Origin of the sequence: Microbacterium sp. NPDC012755, assembly GCF_042901325.1 — a bacterium.
In the GTDB taxonomy this organism is placed as follows: Bacteria; Actinomycetota; Actinomycetes; order Actinomycetales; family Microbacteriaceae; genus Microbacterium; species Microbacterium natoriense.
This window is the reverse complement of the sequence record NZ_JBIBCT010000001.1, coordinates 1,060,035-1,082,193: the sequence shown is the minus strand read 5'-3', so window position 1 is coordinate 1,082,193 and position 22,159 is coordinate 1,060,035. Positions and strand designations below refer to the sequence as shown.

At 69.2% G+C, this 22,159-nt stretch carries 24 protein-coding genes; 19 read left to right on the top strand and 5 right to left on the bottom strand.

What is annotated here, in order from left to right; translation table 11 throughout:
- Positions 1 to 55: 55 nt before the first annotated feature.
- Together ACFY5A_RS05195 and ACFY5A_RS05190 are read right to left on the bottom strand one after the other, a co-directional pair.
- Positions 56 to 1,105: a hypothetical protein gene (locus ACFY5A_RS05195; RefSeq protein ID WP_387232188.1), complete on the bottom strand. Its 1,050-nt coding sequence runs from the start codon at positions 1,103 to 1,105 to the stop codon at positions 56 to 58.
- The gene (locus ACFY5A_RS05190) at positions 1,105 to 1,455 is read right to left on the bottom strand and encodes a PadR family transcriptional regulator (RefSeq protein WP_341940820.1); all 351 of its coding nucleotides are present in this window, start codon (positions 1,453 to 1,455) and stop codon (positions 1,105 to 1,107) included. The genes ACFY5A_RS05195 and ACFY5A_RS05190 overlap by 1 nt, the downstream gene beginning before the upstream one ends.
- Positions 1,456 to 1,828: 373 nt before the next feature.
- Between ACFY5A_RS05190 and ACFY5A_RS05185 the strand changes: the two genes are divergently transcribed.
- The 3 genes from ACFY5A_RS05185 (at position 1,829) to ACFY5A_RS05175 (ending at position 5,256) form a co-directional block, all read left to right on the top strand.
- The gene (locus tag ACFY5A_RS05185; RefSeq protein ID WP_387232186.1) at positions 1,829 to 3,160 is read left to right on the top strand and encodes a GAF domain-containing protein; all 1,332 of its coding nucleotides are present in this window, start codon (positions 1,829 to 1,831) and stop codon (positions 3,158 to 3,160) included.
- Positions 3,161 to 3,307: 147 nt separating this feature from the next.
- Entirely contained in the window at positions 3,308 to 4,858 is a 1,551-nt protein-coding gene (locus ACFY5A_RS05180; RefSeq protein ID WP_341940822.1) for an aldehyde dehydrogenase family protein, read from the top strand.
- The gene (locus ACFY5A_RS05175) at positions 4,858 to 5,256 is read left to right on the top strand and encodes a DUF779 domain-containing protein (protein WP_341940823.1); all 399 of its coding nucleotides are present in this window, start codon (positions 4,858 to 4,860) and stop codon (positions 5,254 to 5,256) included. The genes ACFY5A_RS05180 and ACFY5A_RS05175 overlap by 1 nt, the downstream gene beginning before the upstream one ends.
- A gap of 206 nt (positions 5,257 to 5,462) precedes the next feature.
- Here the strand turns inward: ACFY5A_RS05175 and ACFY5A_RS05170 are convergent, their stop codons facing one another.
- Complete coding sequence (locus ACFY5A_RS05170; RefSeq protein ID WP_387232184.1) at positions 5,463 to 6,575, bottom strand: hypothetical protein; 1,113 nt, start codon at positions 6,573 to 6,575, stop codon at positions 5,463 to 5,465.
- Positions 6,572 to 7,540 (bottom strand): hypothetical protein, encoded by a 969-nt coding sequence (locus tag ACFY5A_RS05165; RefSeq protein WP_387232183.1) that lies wholly within the window; start codon positions 7,538 to 7,540, stop codon positions 6,572 to 6,574. The genes ACFY5A_RS05170 and ACFY5A_RS05165 overlap by 4 nt, the downstream gene beginning before the upstream one ends.
- A gap of 64 nt (positions 7,541 to 7,604) precedes the next feature.
- On the opposite strand from ACFY5A_RS05165, the gene ACFY5A_RS05160 reads away from it, so the two are divergent.
- Genes ACFY5A_RS05160 through ACFY5A_RS05150 form a run of 3 tightly spaced genes read left to right on the top strand, consistent with a single transcriptional unit; the run spans position 7,605 to position 9,543 of the window.
- Positions 7,605 to 8,615 carry a hypothetical protein gene (locus tag ACFY5A_RS05160; RefSeq protein WP_387232181.1) on the top strand — a complete coding sequence of 337 codons (1,011 nt, stop codon included), beginning with the start codon at positions 7,605 to 7,607 and terminating at the stop codon, positions 8,613 to 8,615.
- Between the two features lie 2 nt (positions 8,616 to 8,617).
- Positions 8,618 to 9,187, top strand: coding sequence for a GNAT family N-acetyltransferase (locus tag ACFY5A_RS05155; protein WP_341942604.1), 570 nt, complete (start codon positions 8,618 to 8,620; stop codon positions 9,185 to 9,187).
- Between the two features lie 8 nt (positions 9,188 to 9,195).
- A complete protein-coding gene (locus ACFY5A_RS05150) occupies positions 9,196 to 9,543 on the top strand; it encodes a hypothetical protein (protein WP_223585500.1) in 348 nt (115 codons plus the stop codon).
- A 334-nt stretch (positions 9,544 to 9,877) separates the two neighbouring features.
- Here the strand turns inward: ACFY5A_RS05150 and ACFY5A_RS05145 are convergent, their stop codons facing one another.
- Positions 9,878 to 10,417 carry an Lrp/AsnC family transcriptional regulator gene (locus ACFY5A_RS05145; RefSeq protein ID WP_105676746.1) on the bottom strand — a complete coding sequence of 180 codons (540 nt, stop codon included), beginning with the start codon at positions 10,415 to 10,417 and terminating at the stop codon, positions 9,878 to 9,880.
- A gap of 196 nt (positions 10,418 to 10,613) precedes the next feature.
- Between ACFY5A_RS05145 and ACFY5A_RS05140 the strand changes: the two genes are divergently transcribed.
- From ACFY5A_RS05140 to ACFY5A_RS05080, 13 genes are all read left to right on the top strand, one after another.
- The gene (locus tag ACFY5A_RS05140) at positions 10,614 to 12,200 is read left to right on the top strand and encodes an ABC transporter substrate-binding protein (protein ID WP_105676747.1); all 1,587 of its coding nucleotides are present in this window, start codon (positions 10,614 to 10,616) and stop codon (positions 12,198 to 12,200) included.
- A 7-nt stretch (positions 12,201 to 12,207) separates the two neighbouring features.
- Complete coding sequence (locus tag ACFY5A_RS05135) at positions 12,208 to 13,269, top strand: ABC transporter permease (RefSeq protein ID WP_105676749.1); 1,062 nt, start codon at positions 12,208 to 12,210, stop codon at positions 13,267 to 13,269.
- Positions 13,266 to 14,177 (top strand): ABC transporter permease, encoded by a 912-nt coding sequence (locus tag ACFY5A_RS05130; protein ID WP_105676750.1) that lies wholly within the window; start codon positions 13,266 to 13,268, stop codon positions 14,175 to 14,177. Before ACFY5A_RS05135 ends, ACFY5A_RS05130 begins: the two co-directional genes overlap by 4 nt.
- Entirely contained in the window at positions 14,174 to 15,013 is an 840-nt protein-coding gene (locus tag ACFY5A_RS05125) for an ABC transporter ATP-binding protein (protein ID WP_387232178.1), read from the top strand. The genes ACFY5A_RS05130 and ACFY5A_RS05125 overlap by 4 nt, the downstream gene beginning before the upstream one ends.
- Entirely contained in the window at positions 15,006 to 15,845 is an 840-nt protein-coding gene (locus ACFY5A_RS05120; protein ID WP_105676752.1) for an ABC transporter ATP-binding protein, read from the top strand. The genes ACFY5A_RS05125 and ACFY5A_RS05120 overlap by 8 nt, the downstream gene beginning before the upstream one ends.
- Positions 15,846 to 15,895: 50 nt before the next feature.
- Positions 15,896 to 16,156, top strand: coding sequence for a type II toxin-antitoxin system prevent-host-death family antitoxin (locus ACFY5A_RS05115; RefSeq protein WP_341940828.1), 261 nt, complete (start codon positions 15,896 to 15,898; stop codon positions 16,154 to 16,156).
- Positions 16,153 to 16,416: a type II toxin-antitoxin system RelE/ParE family toxin gene (locus ACFY5A_RS05110; RefSeq protein WP_341940829.1), complete on the top strand. Its 264-nt coding sequence runs from the start codon at positions 16,153 to 16,155 to the stop codon at positions 16,414 to 16,416. The genes ACFY5A_RS05115 and ACFY5A_RS05110 overlap by 4 nt, the downstream gene beginning before the upstream one ends.
- A 10-nt stretch (positions 16,417 to 16,426) precedes the next feature.
- Positions 16,427 to 16,675: a hypothetical protein gene (locus tag ACFY5A_RS05105; protein WP_341940830.1), complete on the top strand. Its 249-nt coding sequence runs from the start codon at positions 16,427 to 16,429 to the stop codon at positions 16,673 to 16,675.
- Positions 16,676 to 16,851: 176 nt separating this feature from the next.
- Positions 16,852 to 18,018: a CaiB/BaiF CoA transferase family protein gene (locus tag ACFY5A_RS05100; protein ID WP_387232175.1), complete on the top strand. Its 1,167-nt coding sequence runs from the start codon at positions 16,852 to 16,854 to the stop codon at positions 18,016 to 18,018.
- The gene (locus ACFY5A_RS05095) at positions 18,018 to 18,845 is read left to right on the top strand and encodes an HpcH/HpaI aldolase/citrate lyase family protein (RefSeq protein ID WP_387232173.1); all 828 of its coding nucleotides are present in this window, start codon (positions 18,018 to 18,020) and stop codon (positions 18,843 to 18,845) included. The genes ACFY5A_RS05100 and ACFY5A_RS05095 overlap by 1 nt, the downstream gene beginning before the upstream one ends.
- Before the next feature lie 409 nt (positions 18,846 to 19,254).
- Positions 19,255 to 20,277, top strand: a complete 1,023-nt coding sequence (locus tag ACFY5A_RS05090) for a LacI family DNA-binding transcriptional regulator (RefSeq protein ID WP_387232171.1) — start codon at positions 19,255 to 19,257, stop codon at positions 20,275 to 20,277.
- Positions 20,274 to 21,215, top strand: coding sequence for a carbohydrate ABC transporter permease (locus ACFY5A_RS05085; RefSeq protein WP_105676765.1), 942 nt, complete (start codon positions 20,274 to 20,276; stop codon positions 21,213 to 21,215). Before ACFY5A_RS05090 ends, ACFY5A_RS05085 begins: the two co-directional genes overlap by 4 nt.
- Positions 21,212 to 22,120: a carbohydrate ABC transporter permease gene (locus ACFY5A_RS05080; RefSeq protein WP_341940835.1), complete on the top strand. Its 909-nt coding sequence runs from the start codon at positions 21,212 to 21,214 to the stop codon at positions 22,118 to 22,120. Before ACFY5A_RS05085 ends, ACFY5A_RS05080 begins: the two co-directional genes overlap by 4 nt.
- Positions 22,121 to 22,159: the final 39 nt, after the last annotated feature.

Here is a 22,159-nt window from a genome sequence, read left to right as displayed (position 1 = left end):
GCGATGACGAGGTGCGTGATGTCGATCGAGATGATCCGCTCGGCCATGATCGTCCTCACGGCGCCGGAGTGGCGGCGGGATCGGTCGCCGGATCGGTGACGGCATCCGTCGGCGCCGGGGTGGGAGTGGGAGTGGGCACCGTCGCGGCGACGCCGGGGGCCCGCTGGAAGGGCGGAGACGGCTGACGGATGCTCGACTTCTTCGCCTCACCGGTGTTCGGGTTGAGCGTGCCCTCGTCGAGAGGGAACACGTTCCAGACCGGCTGATTGCGGAAGTCCCGGAACGGGATCGTGACGGTCTCGCCGTCGTCGAACAGATCGCCGATGGGTCGATTGGCGCCGTTCGCGCCGTAGAGATTGAGCGGCGTGCCCTTGCCCGTGTACAGCTGCACGTGCTCGATGGGATCGCCGTTCTCATCGAAGGCGAAGATGTTGCCGATCTGCACGCCGTCGAGCTGCAGCCCCTGGGGCAGGTAGCCGCTGTCGACGTACTCCACACGGGGCGAGAGGAGAGAGCCGATCGCGAACGGCAGTGCGATGACAGCGGCGATGCTGACGACCGTCCGAATGTGGCGCAGGAGGTTCTTCGGCAGCCAGCGGTCTCGTCCCCACTGCACGCTGACGACGACGAACGCCAGCAGCGCCGCCCCCTCCAGCGGGGACCTCGGCAGCATCCAATCGTCCCGTCGATTGCCGCTGACCAGCATCGCCGTCATCGCGATGACGTAGGCGCCATAACCACGCAGCACCCACCACACCGGTCGCATCGCGACGAGGAAGTCGAGCAGCCAGGCTCCGAAGGGGCTGCGGCGGATGCGGTCGGCAAGGCCCGCACGCCACAGGGCGAAACGCTCGCGCAGCGGCAGACGAGTCGGCGTCTCTGCGCGCGGAGGGAGTCCGGCAGCGCTGCGCAGCTCGTCGGCGTAGGCCTCGGGGTCGCCGAGCTCGAGCACGCCGTCGTTGTCGGCGGCCTGGTCGGCGAGATCGGCGGTCAGACCGGAGAGGATCTCGTCGAGCTCGTCCTCCGGAAGATCGTCGAGGTGCTGGCGCACGGATGCTGCGAACGAGCGGATCCGCTCGTCGATGGAGATGTCGGTGCCGTTCATCAGTTCTCTCCGTTCGTGGATGCGCCGCTGCGGTCGCCCGCGAGCAGGTCGGACATCGCTCCGGCGAAGTCCAGCCAGGTGATGGTCTGCGTCTCCAGGGCTGTACGTCCCTGGGGGTTGATCGCGTAGTACTTGCGGTGAGGCCCGCCGTCGGAGGGGACGACGTAGCTGGAAAGGCTTCCGGCTGCGTACAGCCTGCGCAGCGTGCCGTACACAGAGGCGTCTCCGACGTCGCCGAGTCCGGCATCCCTGAGCCTCCGAACGATGTCGTAGCCGTAGCCGTCTTCGGTGCGGAGCACGGCGAGCACGGCGACGTCGAGCACTCCTTTGAGCAACTGGGTGGTATCCATCTGACCTCCTTCGATGCACTGCACACTACCACGCAGTGCACAGTAGTGCGCGACGCGTGAGAGCGGCGCGTCGTGCCGCTCCCTCCCCCGCGCTGTGCCGTGCTGTGCCGTGCTCGCGCAGTGCCGCGCCCTGCCCTGTCAGCGCTGAGAGGTCACGAACTGCGGCGTCGGGACCACGGCATCCCGCACTTTGCGACCCCTCATCGGGCTGGACGGGCAGCGCGCGGTCGGGACGGCAAGGCAAGGGGGACGTGGGGGGTGGGGCGGCGGGGCGCCGGGGCGACGGGGCACGCGGGAGCGGGGATGCTGTTCCCCCGGAGGCCTCCGGCTCGTACACTGAGAATCGCCCCGTTCACGATGATCGGAGACCGCAGTGGCAGCGTCATGGAACGCGTCACGCGACGCGCTTCCAGAGGCGTCACGTCTTCTGATCGAGCGTGCCCACGAGGAGCTCATCGCGGGCAATCTCGACGACCGCCGGCTGCAGCAGGTGCGCCCGCTGGTGCGTGCGTCGTGGGAGCGGTCGTGGCGCGGCCGCGTCGGCCCCGAGGGGGCTCCGTCTCTGGAGCTCGCGGAGGAGGAGCTGGAGAGGTACCGCCTCTCGCACCCTCTCGCCTCCGCGATGGATCTGATCCGGGCGCTGCTGCTGCCCGGCGAGTCAGAGGACTCCGGCGTCATCATCGCGGTCGGCGATCAGGCCGGCCGTCTGCTCTGGGTCGAGGGCGACCGACGCCTCAGATCCCTCACCGGTGACATGGGCTTCGTCGCCGGCGCCAATTGGGCGGAGGATGCCGTCGGCACCGCGGCGCCCGGCACCGCGCTCGCACTGGGCGAGTCCGTGCAGATCCGCGGCGCGGAGCACTACAACCGCCTGGTGCATCCGTGGTCGTGCACGGCGGCGCCGGTGCGCGACCCGGAGACGCAGCGCGTGCTCGGCGTGATCGACATCACCGGCGGAGACGAGGTGGTCTCGCGTCAGGCGCGTCTGCTCGTCGACGCCACGGCCAGGGCCGTCGAGTCGGAGCTCATGGTGACCCGGTTGCGCGAGCGCGCCGAGGCGCCGCGCCCTCCGGCGACGCCGACGAGGACGACCGGCTCCGAGACGGCGAGGGGCGTCCTGCACGTCCTCGGTCGGGACCGCGCACGCCTGGAGACCGAGACCGCGCTCGGCGAGCAGGTCATCGAGCTCAGTGCACGGCACGCGGCGATCATGCTCATGCTCGCAGTCCATCGGCACGGTCTCTCCGCCGAACGACTGGCCGAGCTCGTCTACGGGGAGGGCGCGTCGCCCGACACGCTGCGGCCCGAGATGGTGCGGCTGCGCAGGGTGCTCGGCGGTGCGGCATCCGGGCTCATCCCCGAATCGCGGCCGTACCGGCTGCCGATGACGTTGGAGACGGATGCTCAGGATGTGCTGTCGCTCCTCGACCGCGGCGCCCACCGCGTCGCCCTCACGGCCTACCGAGGACCGGTGCTGCCGGAGTCGACGTCGCCGGGGGTGGAGGAGTTCCGCGACGCGGTCAGGGCGACTCTGCGCGAGGTGATGGTGTCGGAGGCCAGCCTCGACGTGCTGCTCGCGTACGCGGAGATCCCCGAGGGGCAGAACGACATCGAGGTGCTGCGTCTGGCGCTCGAGATGCTGCCCGCTCGTTCGCCAAAGCGGGCCGGTCTCGTCGCGCGCATCGAGCGGCTCAACGAGGGCTGAGGCCTCGCGCGCGGCTCTCCGCTCCGCCGCGTGGTGCCGGGCGCAACCGCACGCAACGGTGCGCAACCGGACCGCAACCCCGCGCGGCCTACCGTCGGAGCACAGCCGCCGAGCACCGACGCCGCGGCACCGTCGAAGGAGACCACGATGACCATCGTCGAAGAAGACGTGTCCACCGCCTACGCCGCGCCCGGCCAGCCCGGAGCCGTCGCGAACTACCGTCCCCGCTACGGCCACTACATCGGCGGGGAGTTCGTGGAACCGGCCAAGGGCCAGTACTTCGAGAACGTCAGCCCCGTCAACGGCAAGCCGTTCACGGAGGTCGGACGCGGCACCGCCGAGGACATCGACCGCGCGGTGGACGTCGCCTGGAGGGCGTTCGCCGGCTGGGGGAAGACGAGCCCGACCGAGCGCTCCGTGATCCTGAACCGGATCGCCGACCGCATGGAGCAGCACCTCGAGGAGATCGCGATCGCCGAGACCTGGGAGAACGGCAAGCCCGTGCGCGAGACGCTGGCGGCCGACATCCCCCTCGCGATCGACCACTTCCGCTACTTCGCCGGCGTGCTGCGGGCGCAGGAGGGCGGAATCAGCCAGCTCGACGAGAACACCGTGGCGTACCACTTCCACGAGCCGCTGGGTGTGGTCGGTCAGATCATCCCGTGGAACTTCCCGATCCTCATGGCGGTGTGGAAGCTGGCGCCCGCGCTCGCTGCGGGCAACTGCATCGTCATCAAGCCGGCCGAGCAGACGCCGGCATCCCTCCTGTTCCTGTTCGAGATCATCGGGGACCTGCTGCCCGCGGGCGTCGTGAACATCGTGAACGGATTCGGGATCGAGGCCGGCGCCCCGCTCGCGCAGCACAAGCGCATCCGCAAGGTCGCCTTCACCGGAGAGACCACCACCGGCCGGCTGATCATGCAGTACGCCTCGCAGAACCTCATCCCCGTGACCCTCGAACTCGGAGGGAAGAGCCCGAACGTCTTCTTCGAGGACGTCGCCCGCTCCACCTCCGATCCCTTCTACGACAAGGCGCTCGAGGGCTTCACGATGTTCGCGCTGAACCAGGGCGAGGTCTGCACCTGCCCCTCGCGCGCCCTCATCCAGCGATCGATCTACGACGGCTTCCTCGCCGACGGCCTCGAGCGGGTCGGCAAGGTCGTGCAGGGCAACCCGCTCGACCCCGCCACGATGATCGGCGCGCAGGCCTCGAACGACCAGCTGGAGAAGATCCTCAGCTACATCGACATCGGGAAGCAGGGTGGGGCCCGGCTGCTCGCGGGCGGTGAGCGGGTCGACCTCGGCGGCGACCTCAGCGGAGGCTTCTACGTCGCGCCGACCGTGTTCGAGGGCACGAACGACATGCGGATCTTCCAGGAGGAGATCTTCGGGCCCGTCCTGTCGGTGACCTCCTTCGACGATTTCGCCGACGCGATCTCGATCGCCAACGACACCCTCTACGGTCTCGGAGCCGGAGTCTGGAGCCGCAGCGGAGACACCGCCTACCGTGCGGGGCGGGCGATCGAGGCCGGCCGCGTCTGGACGAACACGTATCACCAGTACCCGGCGCACGCCGCGTTCGGCGGCTACAAGCAGTCGGGCGTCGGCCGCGAGAACCACAAGATGATGCTCGACCACTACCAGCAGACCAAGAACCTCCTGGTCTCGTACGCGGAAGGCCCGATGGGATTCTTCTGATGACCGTGTTCCGGCGGGTCGACGTGACGGATGCCGCGGCATCCCTCGTCCGCGACCTCACCGTGCAGCACGGACCGCTGATGTTCCATCAGTCGGGCGGATGCTGCGACGGCTCTGCACCCATGTGCTACCCGGTGGGGATGTTCCTCACGGGGCCGGGGGACGTGCTGCTGGGTGCTCTCGACGTGGGGCTGGATGCTCCGGTCGAGGTGTTCATGTCGGCGTCGCAGTTCGAGTACTGGAAGTACACGCACCTGACGATCGACGTCGTACCGGGCCGCGGTGCGGGGTTCAGCGTCGAGGGGCCGACGGGAATGCGGTTCCTCATCCGCTCGCGCATGCTCGACGCGACGGAGCTGGAGCACTTCGGCCTCCGCGCGGCGGCAGAGGTCCGGTGATGGTCGGTGGAGAACCGCAACCGGTTGCAACGTCGAACGGTATACCGTTAATGCATTCACGTGCAGTACGTCAGTCCCCAGCTGATCGCACGTGCGGACGGTCATGCCGTCCTGCGGAGGGAGAGTCGATCTTCTTCTGATCCCGAGGGGGGATGGGGTGGGCGGCTGGTCCCCAAACAGCACCCACCCCCACACCCGATGTCCGCTCAGCCGAGTGTTCGCATCCAGATCCAGGCGATGCCGATCACCACGGCGACCACGATCGGAACCCACGAGAACCGTCGCTTCAGTCGACGCCCCTCGTGCGCGACGCCCGGCGGCGGCGTGAGCATCCCGACCGGGGGAGCGAAGGGCAGCGCGACCGGAGTCGCAGCCTGCACCGCGCCGATGTTCTCTGCCAGCAGGCGCTCGTCCCGCCAGCGCGCCCACTGATCGAGCTTCGTGATCAGCGCACCGACCGCGCCGAACAGCCACGCCCAGGTGGCGGGGTCGAGGGTCGACGCCTTGCGCTGCGTGTACAGGAACATCCAGTCGTCGACGATCTCCACGTCGAGCTGGGCCGCGTTGTCGATGAAGCGCGCCATGATGTCGGGCGTGAACAGGTACAGCGCGTCGCGCTCGTAGCCCTCGGGGCAGTACAGCGTGAAGTAGTCGTCGAAGTCGCCCTCGAGCGACAGCCGCTGCCTGCGCTCGAACGCCGCAGGCAGGTTCGTGCCGAAGGCGTTGTTGCCCTTCGCGTCGAGCACGATGTTGGGCAGCGGCACGTCGAGCTTCACCGCGACGTAGCCCCAGTGGTACGTGGTCGAGTTCTTCCCCGATTGCACGGTGTACTGGTAGTTCCCGAACTCGACGAAGCGGGGAATGGAGCCTCGGACCAGGTCGGTGGACATCCGCGACCGGCCGAGGCTGAAGATCATCCCCGGCAACGGAGGGTCGGCCACCCTCTCCTGGTAGCTCATGCCGTTCGCCTGCGCGAAGCGGTGCAGCCGGTAGGCGGAGACGCGCCGGTTGCGCCATCCGGCCCACGCCACGACCGCGATCAGGATGCCGCCGCCTCCGAAGAGCACGAGCGGGAGCGCGGCGAGCAGTGATCCGTCTCCTCCCGAGAAGGCGAGGCCCGCGAAGGCCACGCCGATCATCGGGATCATGATGACGCCGGCCGCCACGGCGATGACGATGCCGATGATCGCCGAGGTCGAGCCGCCGCCCGTCGTGCGGCGGGCGCGCAGCTCGGCGGCGAAGGCCCGCACCGCCTGAGGATCGACCGGCTCCCACAGGGGGCGCGCATCGAAACCCGGCTGCGGTGCGGGCGTCGTCACCGGTTCTCCTCGTCGGCGTCCTCATGCAGGAGGGAGCCCTCGGGGATGGGGAACGCCTCGATCCGCTCGTCGGCGCAGATCGCCGCGATCAGCTCGACGGAGCCCGCGATCACGGTCGAGTCATAGTCGATCTCCGAGACCAGCACCCACGCGCGGTCATCGGGCCACAGGATCTGCGGACTGATCGCGTTCGGAGGGAAGCCGTGCTCCTCGGCGGGCAGATCCCGCCACGGCGCGTGCAGCATCCAGTCCAGCTCCGCGAACTCGCGGGCGGATGCCGAGAACTGCACGTACGCGCGCTCGGGCAGCTCGAGCCGCGGCCCCTCGGAGATCTCCCGCGACAGGATGCCCTCCTGCCAGGTGGGCTTGCGGAACACGTTGTTGAACGGGTCGTGGGTGCTGCGATCGAGCATCGCCCGATGGTTCGGATCCTCGTCGACCGTGAAGAACAGACGGGACGGACTGTGGCCGAGGAAGCCGAGGAGACCCCCGCGTCCCTCCCAGAGCGCGGCGACACCGGCATCCGGTGTCGAGGTGTGCTCGGCGAGGTGACCGGCGACGGACGAGAGGAGCTCGGAGCTCAGCTGCCCGAGCGCCGGCCCCGAGAACTCGCGTCCGTCGGGGGCGATCCTGACGTTCCCGTCCTCACCAGGAGGCGTGCGCACGAGGTGCAGCCACTGCGCGAGCGGATGCAGGACGGTGCCGAACGCGTCGGCGGCGTCGCGCCAGGTGGCGAGTTCGGTGACGAGCAGCTCCGACAGGCGCAGCCGCTCGCGATCCGGCATCCGCGTCCACTCCTCGGGAGTCGGCACCGCGCGGCCGGGCAGCGACTGCACGATCGTCGGGTGCAGCACGCGGGCGTAGGCGGGGTAGCCGCGCGGGACGACTCCGTGCATGCTGTCGAACGAGGCGTCGAGGCGGTCTCTCAACCAGGCTCCCGCGGTCGGATCGGCAATCCACTCCATGCGTCCACGGTACCCGTCGTCATCGTGCCCGCATCGGGCGACGCCGGTGCGGCAGACTGGGCGCATGAGTCAGGTCTCCGTCGCGCCCGCAGAGCGCGTCTTCCGCCGGCATCCGCTCCGCACCGCCGGGGGATCGCTGCTCCTCACCGTCGTGTTCGCGGCCGCCGTGCTCTTCCTCCTGCCGAAGTTCCTGCCGCCGAACATGACGATCTCGACGCGCGGCACGATCGTGCTCGTCGTCGTGATCGCCATCACACTGGCCGTGTGGATCGGCGCGTTCTGGTTCCGCAACATCCGGGTGATCGTGCGGGCGGACTCCGTGGAGATCGGCCGTCCGGGAAGCACCGAGACCTACAGCCGTGCGACGACGGCCTTCCGCTCGAAGATCACCGAGCACCGCACGAACGGCTTCCGCACCGGCACCACCAGGGCCCTGATCGCCTGGACGGGCGGGCGCGAGACGGTGATCGAGCTGCCCGGCTTCACCCGGACCACCTTCAACGAGCTCATGGCGCAGCTCACGCCGATCAGTGCACCGCCCGCGGTCGACCCCGTCGAGGCGGCGCGCGCCAGGGCGAAGCTGCCGACGACGTTCACGATCGACGCCTCGAAGGAGCGCAGCCTCGGCCGCGGCTTCCTCATCGCCGCGATCGTGTTCGCCGCGGCGACCATCGGGACGGTGCTGATGGCGTTCACGCCCGGCTTCCTGGAGGGGGAGCTGTCGGCGCTCATCCTGATCGCGCCGATGGCGGGTGTCGCCGCCATCGGATTCGGCATCGGCGCCGCACAGCGGTACCGCGTCGCCCGGACGACCCCGACCCAGATCTCCCTCAGCCACCACGGCATCCGGATCGGCGAGGTCGACCACCCGTACGCGCAGCTGACGCGCGTCTGGCTGACGCCGCCCGCGTACCCGATCAGGAGGATCAGGATCGAGCGCGCGGCCGGCCGCAGCATCACCCACGTGCTCGGGTCCACGCGGATCACGATGACCCCCGACTATGCCGCGTTCCTCGAGGCGGTGCGCGCTGAGACCGCGCCGTGGCCCGGACTGCTCTCGCTGGACCTGGAGTGACGATGCTCGCACCGGAGTACCCGATCCGCACCGAGCGGCTGCTGCTGCGTCCGCTCCGTCCCTCCGACGCCGAGCAGATGGTCGTCTACAAGTCGGATGCCGACGCGGTGCGCTACGTGCCGTACGACCCGCTCACGCTCGCCGAGGTCGAGGAGCGGCTCGCGACGCGATGGTCGACGAGCCGGTTCGAGAAGGTGGGCGACGCGATCTGCCTCGGCGTGGAGGAGCAGGAGACCGGACGCCTGGTCGGTGACATCGTGCTGTTCTGGCGCAACGAGGAGGACCGCGAGGGAGAGGTCGGCTACATCCTCGATCCGGCCTTCTCGGGGCGCGGCTATGCGACGGAGGCGGTGTCCGCCCTGCTCGATCTCGGCTTCGACGGACTCGGTCTGCACCGCATCGCTGCACGCATCGACGAGCGCAACACCGCGTCGGCCAGGGTCGCTGAACGACTGGGTCTCCGCAGGGAGGCGAGGTTCGTCGAGGGCTCCTGGTTCAAGGGCGAATGGACGACCCTGCTCGTCTACGGCATCCTCGACCGCGAATGGCGCACCCGCTCCGATCGTCCATAATCAGGAGCATGAGCATTCCCTCCCTCGACGGCCGGCGCTTCCGGATGATCTCCTCCACAACCTCCGCCGTGGACCCTGAGGCTCCGAGCGAGTTCGTGTACTGGGAGCGCGACGGCGCGATCTGGGGCGACTACTCCGGCGACACCGTGACCTTCGGACGCTTCGTCGGAACCCGCACGGGCGACACGATCTGGGTGTCGTTCGTGCACGTGCTCGTCGCCGACGGCACGGTCGTGACCGGAGACGGCGAGAGCGACCTCGAGCTCACCGACGACGGACTCATCCGCCTGGTGGAGCACTACGAGATGCACGGTGCCCCGCAGCTCAGCGTGTGCGAGGAGATCGCCGCCGCCTGAGCGCCGCGCCCGTCCACGAGTGCGGTCATCTGACGGCCCTCGCGCTCTCGCCGAGGGGTCATGAAGTGCTGAGTGTGGGGGTGCGGATGCCGCGTTTTGTGACCCCTCACGCCTGGTGCGTGCGTGCGTGTGGGGTGAGGGGTCGTGAAGTGTGGGGTGTGGGGGTGCGGATGCCGCGTTTTGTGACCTCTCACGCCTGGTGCGTGCGTGAGCGTGTGCGTGCGTGTGGGGTGAGGGGTCGTGAAGTGTGGGGTGTGGGGGTGCGGATGCCGCAGTTGTTGGCCCCTCGCGCAAGTGCCGAGCGCACGAGCGCGCGACCACCGCGCGCAGAGCGTCAGCGCGGGGGGAGCGTGTCGCGGCCGGGGGACGCGGGGGTCCAGCGGGTCATCCCCAGGGGCACCTCGACGCTGCGCTCCGGCAGGTCGGACGGCAGCAGGTACGAGCGGCGGATCACCTCGTCGAGCACGACGACGCTGACGACCGTGCGGACCTCGGGGAGCTGGGCGATGACCCCGGTGGAGAACTCGTGCACGCCGCTGACATCGACGGCGCGGATCAGCAGCATCGCATCGTGCTCGCCGGTCGTGATGGCGCACCACTCGACGTCGGGCATCTCCATGATCCGCTCGCGGAACGACGCCCACGCCTGGGGCATCACGGTCACGAACACGAGGGCGCCGATCGAGAGTCCGGCCTTCGCGGGGTCGACCCGTGCGCTGAACCCGGTGATGACGCCGTCATGCACGAGCGACTCGACCCGGGTGTACGCGTTCGCCCTCGAGATGCCGACCTTCTCGGCGAGGGCGGCGATCGAGACGCGCCCGTTCTCACGCAGCACGTCGAGAATTCTGTACGCGATGTCGTCGAGTGGCATGGCACTTCGTCCAGATTGCTTCAGGACTTCTGCGTCACTGCTGGACATATTGCACCTCTCGGCTAGGGCTGGCATCAGATTGAGCCAGCGTTACGCATTCTTGATAGACAGATCGTCGCACATCATGGGAATCTGAACACGGTCGTCCATATCGGGCGTCCTACCCGAAATGTACTCCTCGCCCTTGGAGGTCACCATGGTGTCGCGTCGCAGCACCTCACTCATCGCTCTGGGAGCCGTCGCGCTCCTCGCCCTCGCCGGATGCTCCGGCGGCAACTCCGCCAACGGCGGCGGCAACTCCGCCGGTGGCGACTCGCTCGTCATCGACACCGCCTTCTCGATCGAGACGGGCGACCCCGGTCACACCTACGACCCCACCGGCAACATGATCGCGAAGGCGCTCTACGAGACGCTGGTCGACTTCAAGGGATCCGACGTCTCGACGCCGATCCCCGGTCTCGCGTCGTGGGAGCAGAACGACACCGCCACCGAGTTCACGTTCACGCTCGAGGGCGACCGCGTCTTCTCCGACGGCACGCCGATCGAGGCCAAGGACGTCGTGTTCTCGCTGCAGCGCATCCAGGGCATGGCCGACGCCAAGCCCAACTTCCTGCTCGGCGGGCTCACCATCGCGGAGGTCGACGACAAGACCGTCACGATCACCTCCGAGACCCCGCTGCTCCAGCTCCCCGCGATCCTCGCGAACCCGGCCCTGGGCATCGTGAACTCCGATGTGGTCATCGAGAACGGCGGCTCGACCGACGGCTCCGACAGCGCGCAGAAGTTCCTCGACGGCGCATCGGCGGGCTCCGGTCCCTTCGTCCTCGACACCCTCGACCTCTCGTCGCAGGTCGTGCTGAAGAAGAACGACAAGTACAACGGCGACGAGAAGGCCGGCTACGACCGCGTCGTCGTGCGCAACGTCTCCGAGAGCGCGACGCAGCTCGCGAACCTCAAGGGCGGCGACTCGATGGTCGCGATGGACCTCAACGGCGACCAGGTCGCCGGTCTCGGCGACAGCCTGAAGGTCGAGTCGGTCCCGTCGGGTCAGACGATCTTCCTGCTGCTGAACCAGTCGCAGGCCGTCGCGGGCGACCTCGCGAACGTCAAGATCGCCGAGGCGATCCGCTACTCCCTCGACTACGACGCTCTGCTGGAGCTCGCCGGCGCCGGAGCGGTGCAGGCCACCGGCGTCATCCCGCCCGGATTCGAGGGCGCGCTCAAGACGGGTGTGAAGCCCGACAAGGCGAAGGCCGACGCCGCGCTCGCCGCAGCCGGCTACACGGGCCAGACGCTCAAGCTGCAGTTCCCGAACGACTACCCGGTCGGCGGCGTGGAGTTCACCCCGCTCGCCGAGCGCATCCAGTCGCAGCTGGCGGATGCCGGCATCACCGTGGAGCTCGCCCCGCAGCCCTTCGCGACCGAGCTCGACGCGTACGTCAACGGCACCGAGGGCTTCGGCCTGTGGTTCTGGGGTCCCGACTACGCGGACTCCGCGAACTTCCTCCCCTTCGCACCCGGTCTGAAGGTCGGCCTGCGCGCCGGCTGGGCGGCCGACGCGAACCCGGAGATCGCGGGCATCGCCGCCGGTGCGGCCAGCGCCACGGATGCCGACACCCGTTCCGCCGCGTTCACCTCGTTCGCCGAGGCGATGCAGGAGGAGGGCCCGTTCGTGCCGCTGATCGTCCCCGGTCGCAACATCGCCACGGCGGATGCCGTCACCGGCGCCGTGTACAACTCCGTGTGGGAGATGGACATCGCCGAGATCACTCCCGCGGGCTGAGGCGCTCATGACGACAGTGGCGGTGCAGAGACAGGCGCAGCGGCGCAGGTCTCCGCTGATCGGCTACCTGCTGCGCCGGATCGGGACCTCCCTGCTCCTGCTGGTGGGAGTCACGATCGTGACCTTCGCGCTCACGAACCTGGTGCCGGGCGACCCCGTGTCGGCCGCGCTGGGTGAGGGCGCGTCGCAGAACCCGGCGACGCGAGAGGCGTTCATCCAGGCGCACGGGCTCGATCAGCCGCTGATCGTGCAGTACTTCATCTACATGGGGAACCTCCTCCGCGGAGACCTCGGCACGTCGCTGGTGACCGGACGCCCGGTCACCAGCGACCTCGCCACCGCGGTGCCCGCGACCATCGAGATCGCGATCGGCGCCATCATCCTCAGCCTCGCGGTGAGCATCGTGCTCGGCACGCTCGCCGCGTACCGCCGTGGGCTCGTCACCGACCAGGTGATCCGCGTGGTCACCCTGGTGGGGCTCAGCGTTCCGACGTTCTGGCTCGCGCTGGTCAGCTTCTACGTGTTCTTCCTGCAGCTGCACATCGCTCCCGGCTCCGGGCGCATCTCGCCGTCGATCCTGCCGCCGCCGAAGATCACCGGCATGTACACGATCGATTTCCTGCTGAACGGCGACGGCGTCGGCTACTTCGACGCGCTGGCGCACCTGGCGCTTCCGATCCTCGTGCTCTCGCTCGTGACGATCGGACTGCTCACCAGGTTCATCCGCACCTCGGTGCTGGAGGTGCTGGGCAGCGACTACGTGCGCGCGGCGAGAGCCAAGGGTCTGCCCGCGATGCGTGTGATCCTCGACTACGTGCTGCGCGGAGCATCCCTCCCCATCCTCACGGTCGTGGGCGTCGCGTTCGGCTCGCTGCTGTCGGGCACCGTGCTCGTCGAGTCGGTGTTCGCGTGGCCGGGCCTCGGCACCTACGCCTACAACTCGGCCGCCAACCTCGACCTCCCCGGCATCATGGGCGTCGGTCTGGTCGTCGGCCTCATCTACCTCCTCATCAACTTCGTCGTCGACCTGCTCTACGGCGTCCTGGACCCGAGAGTGAGGATCGCATGAGCCGCATCGAAGAGGCCGGCGGGCGGTGGCGGTTCCGGTTCCGCTGGCCGCGCGCCTGGCGCACGCCGCTCGGCGTGATCGGCACGGTCATCGCACTGGCCTGGGTGATCATCGCCTTCACGGCGCAGTGGTGGGTGCCGTTCGACCCGAACGCGCAGAAGCTCCCCCGACTGCAGCCGCCGGGCATCGACACGCTCCTCGGCACCGACGGCAACGGCCGTGACATCTTCTCCCGTCTGATGACGGGCGCGACCGTGAGCCTTCCGCTCGCGCTCATGCTCGTGATCGCGGCCATGATCATCGGCACCGTGATCGGCGCCGTCGCCGGCTACTTCGGCGGCTGGGTCGACGAGACGCTGATGCGCATCACCGACCTGTTCATGGCGTTCCCGACGGTGATCCTCGCGATGGTGGTCGCCGCATCCCTCGGCCCGTCCCTGTTCAACGCGGTGATAGCGGCGATCGTGGTGTCGTGGCCGCAGTACTCGCGCGTCACCCGCAGCATCGTGCTGGGTCTCCGCGGGCAGAACTACGTGATCGCCGGGCGCCTGCTCGGCCACTCGCCGCTGCGCACCCTGTTCGTCGACATCCTGCCGAACATCGCGGGCCCCATGCTCGTGCTCGCGACGCTCGACATCGGCGCGGCGATCCTGCTGCTCTCCGGGCTCTCCTTCCTCGGTCTCGGCGCTCAGCCGCCGACCCCGGAGTGGGGGTCGATGATCTCCGCGGCGATGCAGAACTTCGACGCGTGGTGGCTCGGGGTGTTCCCGGGTCTCGCGATCCTCACGGTGGTGCTGGCGTTCAACTTCCTCGGCGACGCGATGCGCGACGTGCTCGACCCGACCGCCGAGATGGCGCACGAGAAGCAGGCCGAGCACAAGGCCGACGCGAAGGTGGTGACGGCATGACCGCGCTCAGCATCCGCGACCTCACGATCGACATCGGCCGTCCGCTGGTGCGCGGCATCTCCCTCGACCTCGAGGCGGGGCGCATCCAGGGTCTGGCCGGAGAGTCCGGTTCGGGCAAGACGCTGACCTCGCTGGCCGTGCTCGGACTCCTGCCGCGGCAGGCCCGCACGGGCGGCTCGATCACCCTCTCGGGCGACGAGCTCATCGGCATGCGACGGCGCCAGCTCAACCGGGTCCGCGGCAAGAGGGTCGCGATGGTGTTCCAGGACCCTTCGGCCTCCCTGCATCCGCAGCTGCCGGTGGGTCGCCAGCTCACCGACCACATGCGCGTGCACCTGAACCTCAAGAAGGATGCCGCGAGGGCGAGGGCGATCGAGCTGCTCGAGATCGTGCAGGTGCCGAACCCGGCCGAGGCGCTGAAGCGCTACCCGCATCAGTTCTCCGGTGGACAGCGTCAGCGCATCGCGATCGCCTGCGCGCTCGCGTGCGACCCCGAGGTGCTGCTGGCCGACGAGCCGACGACCGCACTCGACGTCACGGTGCAGGCCGGCATCCTGAGGCTGCTGCGCGACCTCGCGATCGAGCGCAACCTGGCCGTGCTCCTCGTCACGCACGACCTCGGCGTGATGAGCGCCATCGCCGACGACGTCGCGGTCATGAAGAACGGCGAGATCGTGGAGCGGGCCGACCGCGAGACGCTCTTCCTCTCGCCGCAGCACGAGTACACCCGCACGCTGCTCGCCGCGCTCCCCGGTTCGAAGATCGCCGAGGCGGATGCCGAGCACCAGGAGGTCGCGGTGGAGACACCGCGCGAGGAGGAGGCGACGAATGAGTGAGGTTGCTGTCCTCGATGCCCGCGATGTGGTGGTGCGGTACCCCGGCACCCCGCCGGTGATCGCCGTCAACGGCGTCTCGCTGAGCGTCGCCCCCGGCGAGACCGTCGCGCTGGTCGGCGAGTCCGGCAGCGGAAAGTCGAGCCTGGCCCGCGCGGCCGTGGGCATCGAGAAGCTCGCCGCGGGGACCGTGCGGTTCCGCGACGCTCCGGTGACCCCGCTCGGGATCCGCCGTCGGTCGACCGCGCTCACCGGCATCCAGATGGTGTTCCAGGATCCGTCCACCTCGCTGAACCCGCGGCGCCGCATCGGCGATCAGATCGCCGACGGCATCGCGACCGCCAAGGCGCGGGGAGCCGAGGGGTCGAGGGTCGAGGAGTGGCTGGAGAAGGTCGGCCTCCCCACCACGGTCACCTCGCGCTTCCCGCATCAGTTCTCCGGGGGCCAGAAGCAGCGCATCGCCATCGCGCGGGCGCTCGCCGCGCGGCCGTCGCTGCTCGTGGCCGATGAGCCGATCTCCGCGCTGGACGCCTCGACGCAGACCAGCGTCGCCGGTCTCATGCGCGACCTCGTCGCCGAGGCGGGGGCCGGGATGCTGTTCATCTCGCACGACCTCGCCGTGGTGCGCCGCATCGCCGACCGGACGTTCGTGCTCTACTCCGGCCGCGTGATGGAGTCGGGCCCCACGGACCGCGTGTGGTCGGACCCGCAGCATCCGTACACCCAGGCGCTGCTCGCCGCGATCCCGGAGCCGGACGGTGCAGGGCGTATTCCTGAGGCCCCCTCGACAGACGACCGCATCCTGTGGTCCGAGGTGCCGCCGGTCCTGGGCTGATCTCTTTTGTATCTTCTATCACTTATGTACATAAGTGATAGAATGTGTGCATGAACACGATCAGCCGCAGCATTGCTTCGAAGGATCTTCGCGACGGTCTGGCCGATGTCCTCGGAGGTGTCGCCTATGGTTCCGAGCGCGTCGGCGTCACCCGTCACGGCAAGCTGACCGCCGTGGTGATCAGTGTGGATGACCTGGAGCTGCTCGAAGAACTCGAAGCCGCGCGCGATGCTGCCGAGTTCGCAGCCGCGAGGGCAGTGGACGACGGGCAGCGCGTGTCTCTCGATGAGCTGCGCGACGAAGTCGCGTGACTGCCTATCGGGTCGAGTTCACTGCTGCGGCCGCTAAGGAAATCCGCAAGCTCGACACTCAGATCCGTCGACGGATCCTTGCCGGCGTCGCCGAACTCGAGCATGAACCCCGTCCCCACGGTGTCCGCAAACTCTCCGGCTACGACAACGCGTGGCGGGTGCGGATCGGTGACTATCGCGTCCTCTACGAGGTGATCGATGACCAGGTGCTCGTGACCGTGGTCAGGGTCGCGCACCGGCGCGATGTGTACGACTTCTGAGAAAGGTCCCATGAGCGCAAGGGAGAAGCGCACACCAGGCTGGGTGTACCTGCTGATGCTCGTCATCGGCGCGGCCTTGATCGCGATCGGGCTGTGGCTTGATGTGCGCGACGGTGTCCCGACGACGCGCAAAGGGGACCAACCCATCGAGGTGGTCGTGGCACTGGGCGTCGGCATCATGCTGCTGGGCAGCGGCCTGGTCGGGATCTGGCGTGCCTACAAGGGGTGGAGAGATCTCGACGGAGGGCCGCGAGCCTAGCTCCGTCGCGCGGATCCGGGCCTGTCGGGCTTCGGCGAGACGCGGGCGTCCGGTCGGGCGCGGAAGCTCTCAAGACTCGCAACTCGGAGGCAGCATCGATAGGGGCCTGTGGCTATCATGTCTCGGTGCCGGACCAGGAAGATCTGAGAACTGTTCCACCGCCGCCGCTGCAGGGGGTGCGCGTCCTTGACGTGTCCACGCTGTTCGCGGGGCCGCTGGCGGCGACCTTCCTCGGTGACTTCGGCGCCGACGTGATCAAGGTCGAGCATCCGACGAGGCCGGACGCCTCACGCGGCCACGGGCCGCAGAAGGACGGCGTGAACCTCTGGTGGAAGACGCTCGGGCGCAACAAGCGCACGGTCACGATCGACCTGAGCACGGATGCCGGAGCCGACGTGCTCCTTCGCCTCGTCGCCGACGCCGACGTGATGATCGAGAACTTCCGGCCGGGGACGCTGGAGCGCTGGGGGCTCTCGCCCGAGCGTCTGCACGAGGCGAACCCGCGCCTGGTCCTGGCCAGGGTCACGGCCTTCGGCCAGTTCGGCCCGTACTCCTCGCGGCCGGGGTTCGGGAGTCTGGCCGAGGCGATGAGCGGGTTCGCCGCCCTCACCGGGGATCCGGACGGGCCTCCCACGCTGCCGCCGTTCGGCCTCGCCGACGGCATCGCGGCGCTGGCGACGTCGTACGCGGTCATGGCCGCGCTGCGCGGCGCCGAGCGCGACGGGCGGGGGCAGGTCGTCGACATGGCGATCATCGAGCCGATCCTGATGCTGCTCGGCGGGCAGATCACGGCGTGGGACCAGCTCGGTCTCGTGCAGCCCCGCACGGGCAACAGGTCGGTGAACAACGCGCCCCGCAACGTGTACCGCTCGCGCGACGACGTCTGGCTCGCGGTGTCGACCAGCTCGCAGTCGATCGCGGAGAGGGTGATGCGGATCGTCGGCCGCGCGGAGCTCATCGACGAGGACTGGTTCGCCTCAGGCCACGAGCGCGCACGGCATGCCGACGAGCTCGACGACGCGGTGCAGTCGTGGATCGGCGCGCACGACGCCGCCGAGGTGGTCGCGGCGTTCGAGGCGGCATCGGCCGCCGTCGCCCCGGTCTACGACGTCAGGGGAGTCGTCGACGACCCGCAGTACCGGGCGCTGGGGACGGTCGTGAGAGTGCCGGACGAGGAGCTCGGCGACATCGCGATGCAGAACGTGCTGTTCCGGATGTCGCGCACCCCGGGGTCGATCCGGTGGGCGGGGCGCCCGCACGGCGCCGACACCGACGAGGTGCTGGGTGAGGTCGGGTTCTCGGATGCCGACATCACGGCGCTGCGCGAGGCGGGTGCGGTGTGATGGACCTCTACCGGACGGGTCTTTACGTGCCGGGGGACCGCCCCGACCGCTTCGCGTCAGCCGAGGGAAGCGGAGCCGACCTCATCGTCTTCGACCTCGAAGACGCTGTCGCGCCGGATCGCAAGGTTCTGGCTCGGGACGCGGTCGTGGAGTGGCTTCGCGGGGGTCGCCACGCGGCAGGCTCCGCGGCGACCGGCGCCGCGGATGCGCCGTCGGTCGCGGTGCAGGTGCGCGTGAACGCCGGGGATGAGGACGATCTCCGCGTCGTGTCCGCACTTCCCGAGGGGATCGGCATCCGACTCCCGAAGGTCGAGAGCGCTGCCGATGTCGATCGGGTGGCGTCGGTCGCGCCCGGGCGGCCGCTGATCGCGTTGCTCGAATCCGCGCGCGGGGTGGTGGACGCGACGGAGATCGCGCAGCATCCCACCGTGTCCGCGCTGGCACTCGGCGAGAGCGACCTGCGCAGCGATGTCGGGGGAGGGGAGCGGATGCTCGAGCACGCGCGCCTCACGGTGCTGTTCGCGGCGCGGGCCGCCGGCCTTCCGGCTCCCATGGCATCCGTCTTCCCGGCGATCCGCGACCTGGAAGGCCTCGACGCCGACACCCGCCGCGCGGCGGATCTCGGTCTCTTCGGTCGGATGGCGGTGCACCCGTCGCAGCTCCCGGTGATCGCGGCGGTGTTCTCCCCGACGCCCGCGGAGGTCGCCTGGGCCGAGGAGGTTCTCGCCGCGCTCGCCGCGGGGGGCGTCGCAACCCTGGCATCGGGGGAGATGGTCGACCCCGCCATGCGAGCACGCGCCGAACGCATCCGCAGCCTCGTGGGCTGATCCGGCACATCGTTCTCGATCCCGACCCGACAGGCACAGCTTCGGAGTGCGGCTCCGGGGTGCGTGGGCACAGCTTCGGAGTGGGGCTTCGGGGTGCGTGGGCACAGCTTCGGAGTGGGGCTTCGGGGTGCGTGGGCACAGCTTCGGAGTGCGGACGCGACACGCGGGCTCACGGCATCCATCGTCGGGGTGTCGGAGTCTTCACCCCGAAGCTGTGACCGGGGAGGGAGGACCCCGGAACCGAAGCTGTGCCCGGGGAGGGGGGACCTCGGATCTGAAGCTGTGCCCGGGAAACCCCCCTTGACACCGGCATCCGACACCCCTAGATTCCCTGGAGCCCGACCAGCGCCGATTTGGAAACGTTTCCATGATCGGATGCTGGAAACGTTTCCACTCGAAGAGGAGCATCATGGGGACGAAGCCGACTCTGCACGAGGTCGCGGCCGCGGCCGGCGTCTCGCTGGCCTCGGCGTCTCGCGCTCTCACCGGCCGCTCGGCGAGCCCCGAGATGGTCCGCAAGGTCCGCACGGCGGCGAAGCGCATCGGCTACCTGCCCGACGCCACCGCGCGATCGCTGCGCCTCGGCGGTCACCGTCAGGTCGTGTTCGCGGTCGACGACATCGGCAACCCGAACTACGTGCAGATGCTGCGTGCGATCGAGGCCGAGCTGGGGGAGACCACACGCATCAGCGTCTCGTCCACCGGCCGGCGCCCTGATCAGACCGTCGAGCTCGTCCGGATGCTGAGCATGGGAGCGGGCGATGGACTCATCATCTCGCCGCTGCGCGTGACCCCCGCGCTGCGCCAGGCCATCGCCGACACGGTCGTGCCGGTCGTCGTGATCGGCACCCTGCACTCCGACCTCGGCATCGACAACGTCTTCGTCGACTCCTCGGTCGCCGTCGGCATGGTCGTCGACCACCTCGTCGAGATCGGCCGCACGCACATCGCCGTCATCAACGGGCCGGGCAACACCAACCCCGGTGCGGCCCGTCGCGCGGGCTTCACCGCCGCCGTCGAGCGGCACGCGCTCCACCGCGCCGATGCGCTGCAGATCACCGCCACCGACTTCACGGTGGGGGCGGGCGTCGAGGCGGCTGAGCGGCTGCTCGCGGCGACGCTCGACGACGGCATCCCCGTCGACGCGATCGTGTGCGCGAACGACCTCATCGCGATCGGCGCCATCAGCGCCGCCCGGCGCCGCGGGCTGCGCGTCCCCGAGGATCTCGCCGTCACCGGCATCGACGACACCGAGCTCGCCGCCCTCTACAGCCCGCCGCTCACCTCCGTGTCGCTGCAGTCCGAGCGTCGAGGGAGGATCGCGGCGCGGATGCTCAGCGAGAGGTTCGCCGATCCGTCCCGCCCGCCGCGGCGGGAGACCGTCGAGGCGACGCTCGTCATCAGGGCGTCGACGATCGGAGAAGCAGCATGAGCGTCGACTCCGGCATCCGGCGGCCCGCCGCCTCGCCCGCTCCGCGCACAGGCGGACTGGCTCGCTCACGGCGCAACGAGGCGATCGGCCTCGTCATCCCCACGCTGATCCCTATCCTCGCCCTCAGCGTCGTCCCGCTCGTCATCGGCGTCGCGACGGCCTTCACCGACTCGCGTCTCGCCCGCAACCACGAGACGCAGTTCATCGGCTTCGAGAACTTCATCAAGCTCGGGTCCGACACGCAGTTCTGGCAGTCGTTCGGTATCGGCATGATCTGGGCCGTGACGGTGACCGCGCTGCAGCTGATCGGCGGGCTGTGCCTCGCGCTGCTGCTGAACACCGACCTGCGCTTCCGCGGCATCACCCGCGTGCTGGCGCTGATCCCGTGGGCCATGCCGCCCGTGGTGGTCGCGGTGATGTGGCAGATGATCTATTCGCCGACCAACGGTCCGCTGAACTGGCTCATCGAGTCCCTCGGAGGACCGGCGAACATCAACTGGCTCGGCGACTTCGGCCTCGCCCTCCCCGCCGTGATCCTCGTGGGGGTCTGGGTCGGGATGCCGCAGAACACGGTCGTGCTGCTCGCCGGTCTGCAGCAGGTTCCGAGCGAGCTGCTCGAGGCCGCGGCGGTGGACGGCGCCGGCACCTGGCGGCGATTCGTCAACGTCACGCTCCCCGCTCTGCGCCCCGTGATCTTCTCGATCGCCAGCCTGAGCTTCATCTGGAACTTCAACTCCTTCGGCATCGTCTACGTGATGACCGAGGGCGGCCCCGGCGGCCGGACCATGCTGCCGATGCTGTTCACCTACCTCGAGGCGTTCAAGACCCGCAACACCGGTGGGGCCGCGGCGATGGGCGACGTGATCGTCCTCTTCCTCATCGTGATCCTGGTGATCGCCCTGTGGCGCCAGTTCCGTCCTGAGAGGAGCGCGCGATGAGCGACACGACCGCGACCAGGAGCATGGTCACCCAGAACGCGACGAAGACGCAGCGGCGTCGGGCCGACCGGCGCGCGAAGAAGCCGCTCGTGCGCATCCTGCAGTACCTCGCGCTCGCCGGATTCCTCGTCTTCCTCGGCTTCCCGCTGCTGTGGCTGATCTCGACCGCGTTCAAGTCCTCGGCGGAGATCAACTCCCTCGCCGTGAACCTGTTCCCGCTGCAGCCGACGATCGACAACTTCATGGTGGCGCTCGAACGCCAGGGGCTCGTCCGCGCGGCGGGCAACAGCCTCCTGGTGGCGGTCGCGACGACGATCATCGTGACCCTGCTCTCGATACCCGGCGCCTACGTGATGGCCAGGTACCAGGGCAAGCTCCGCTCGATCGGCGTCGGATACATCCTGGTGAGCCAGATCTTCCCGGTCATCCTCATCGTCATCCCGCTGTTCTTCATCCTGCGGTCGCTCGGCCTGGTCGACTCGCTGCTCGGTCTCGTCGCGGTGTACTCCGTCTACACGCTGCCCTTCTCCCTGTGGATGCTGCAGGGCTACGTGGCGGCGATCCCCTACGACGTCGAGGAGGCCGCCGCGATCGACGGCGCCAACAAGTTCCGCACCCTCCAGCGGGTCGTCTTCCCGCTGCTCATGCCGGGGCTCGTCGCGACGGCGATGTTCAGCTTCGTGTCGGCGTACAACGAGTTCTTCTTCGCGCTGGTGCTCCTGCAGTCGCCCGAGAACTACACGCTGCCGATCGCGCTGTCCACGTTCGTCGGCGGTGAGGGCAAGGTCGCTGTCGGGCCCCTCGCCGCCGGCGCCCTGCTCTCCAGCATCCCCAGCATCGTGTTCTTCACCCTGCTCCAGAAGCGCCTGGCCACCGGTCTGCTGTCCGGCGCGGTCAAGGGCTAGAACCCGCAGTCTCCACGCAGTTCCCGAACACACAGAGAA

Excerpts from the sequence above, each read along its gene's own strand:
- ACFY5A_RS05135 (WP_105676749.1), top strand. The coding sequence starts at position 12,208 with ATGACGACAGTGGCGGTGCAGAGACAGGCGCAGCGGCGCAGGTCTCCG.
- ACFY5A_RS05150 (WP_223585500.1), top strand. The coding sequence starts at position 9,196 with ATGAGCATTCCCTCCCTCGACGGCCGGCGCTTCCGGATGATCTCCTCC.
- ACFY5A_RS05145 (WP_105676746.1), bottom strand. The coding sequence starts at position 10,417 with ATGCCACTCGACGACATCGCGTACAGAATTCTCGACGTGCTGCGTGAG.
- ACFY5A_RS05090 (WP_387232171.1), top strand. The coding sequence starts at position 19,255 with ATGGGGACGAAGCCGACTCTGCACGAGGTCGCGGCCGCGGCCGGCGTC.
- ACFY5A_RS05160 (WP_387232181.1), top strand. The coding sequence starts at position 7,605 with ATGAGTCAGGTCTCCGTCGCGCCCGCAGAGCGCGTCTTCCGCCGGCAT.
- ACFY5A_RS05140 (WP_105676747.1), top strand. The coding sequence starts at position 10,614 with ATGGTGTCGCGTCGCAGCACCTCACTCATCGCTCTGGGAGCCGTCGCG.
- ACFY5A_RS05105 (WP_341940830.1), top strand. The coding sequence starts at position 16,427 with ATGAGCGCAAGGGAGAAGCGCACACCAGGCTGGGTGTACCTGCTGATG.
- ACFY5A_RS05155 (WP_341942604.1), top strand. The coding sequence starts at position 8,618 with ATGCTCGCACCGGAGTACCCGATCCGCACCGAGCGGCTGCTGCTGCGT.
- ACFY5A_RS05080 (WP_341940835.1), top strand. The coding sequence starts at position 21,212 with ATGAGCGACACGACCGCGACCAGGAGCATGGTCACCCAGAACGCGACG.
- ACFY5A_RS05165 (WP_387232183.1), bottom strand. The coding sequence starts at position 7,540 with ATGGAGTGGATTGCCGATCCGACCGCGGGAGCCTGGTTGAGAGACCGC.
- ACFY5A_RS05085 (WP_105676765.1), top strand. The coding sequence starts at position 20,274 with ATGAGCGTCGACTCCGGCATCCGGCGGCCCGCCGCCTCGCCCGCTCCG.
- ACFY5A_RS05120 (WP_105676752.1), top strand. The coding sequence starts at position 15,006 with ATGAGTGAGGTTGCTGTCCTCGATGCCCGCGATGTGGTGGTGCGGTAC.
- ACFY5A_RS05125 (WP_387232178.1), top strand. The coding sequence starts at position 14,174 with ATGACCGCGCTCAGCATCCGCGACCTCACGATCGACATCGGCCGTCCG.
- ACFY5A_RS05175 (WP_341940823.1), top strand. The coding sequence starts at position 4,858 with ATGACCGTGTTCCGGCGGGTCGACGTGACGGATGCCGCGGCATCCCTC.
- ACFY5A_RS05190 (WP_341940820.1), bottom strand. The coding sequence starts at position 1,455 with ATGGATACCACCCAGTTGCTCAAAGGAGTGCTCGACGTCGCCGTGCTC.
- ACFY5A_RS05195 (WP_387232188.1), bottom strand. The coding sequence starts at position 1,105 with ATGAACGGCACCGACATCTCCATCGACGAGCGGATCCGCTCGTTCGCA.
- ACFY5A_RS05095 (WP_387232173.1), top strand. The coding sequence starts at position 18,018 with ATGGACCTCTACCGGACGGGTCTTTACGTGCCGGGGGACCGCCCCGAC.
- ACFY5A_RS05130 (WP_105676750.1), top strand. The coding sequence starts at position 13,266 with ATGAGCCGCATCGAAGAGGCCGGCGGGCGGTGGCGGTTCCGGTTCCGC.
- ACFY5A_RS05115 (WP_341940828.1), top strand. The coding sequence starts at position 15,896 with ATGAACACGATCAGCCGCAGCATTGCTTCGAAGGATCTTCGCGACGGT.
- ACFY5A_RS05180 (WP_341940822.1), top strand. The coding sequence starts at position 3,308 with ATGACCATCGTCGAAGAAGACGTGTCCACCGCCTACGCCGCGCCCGGC.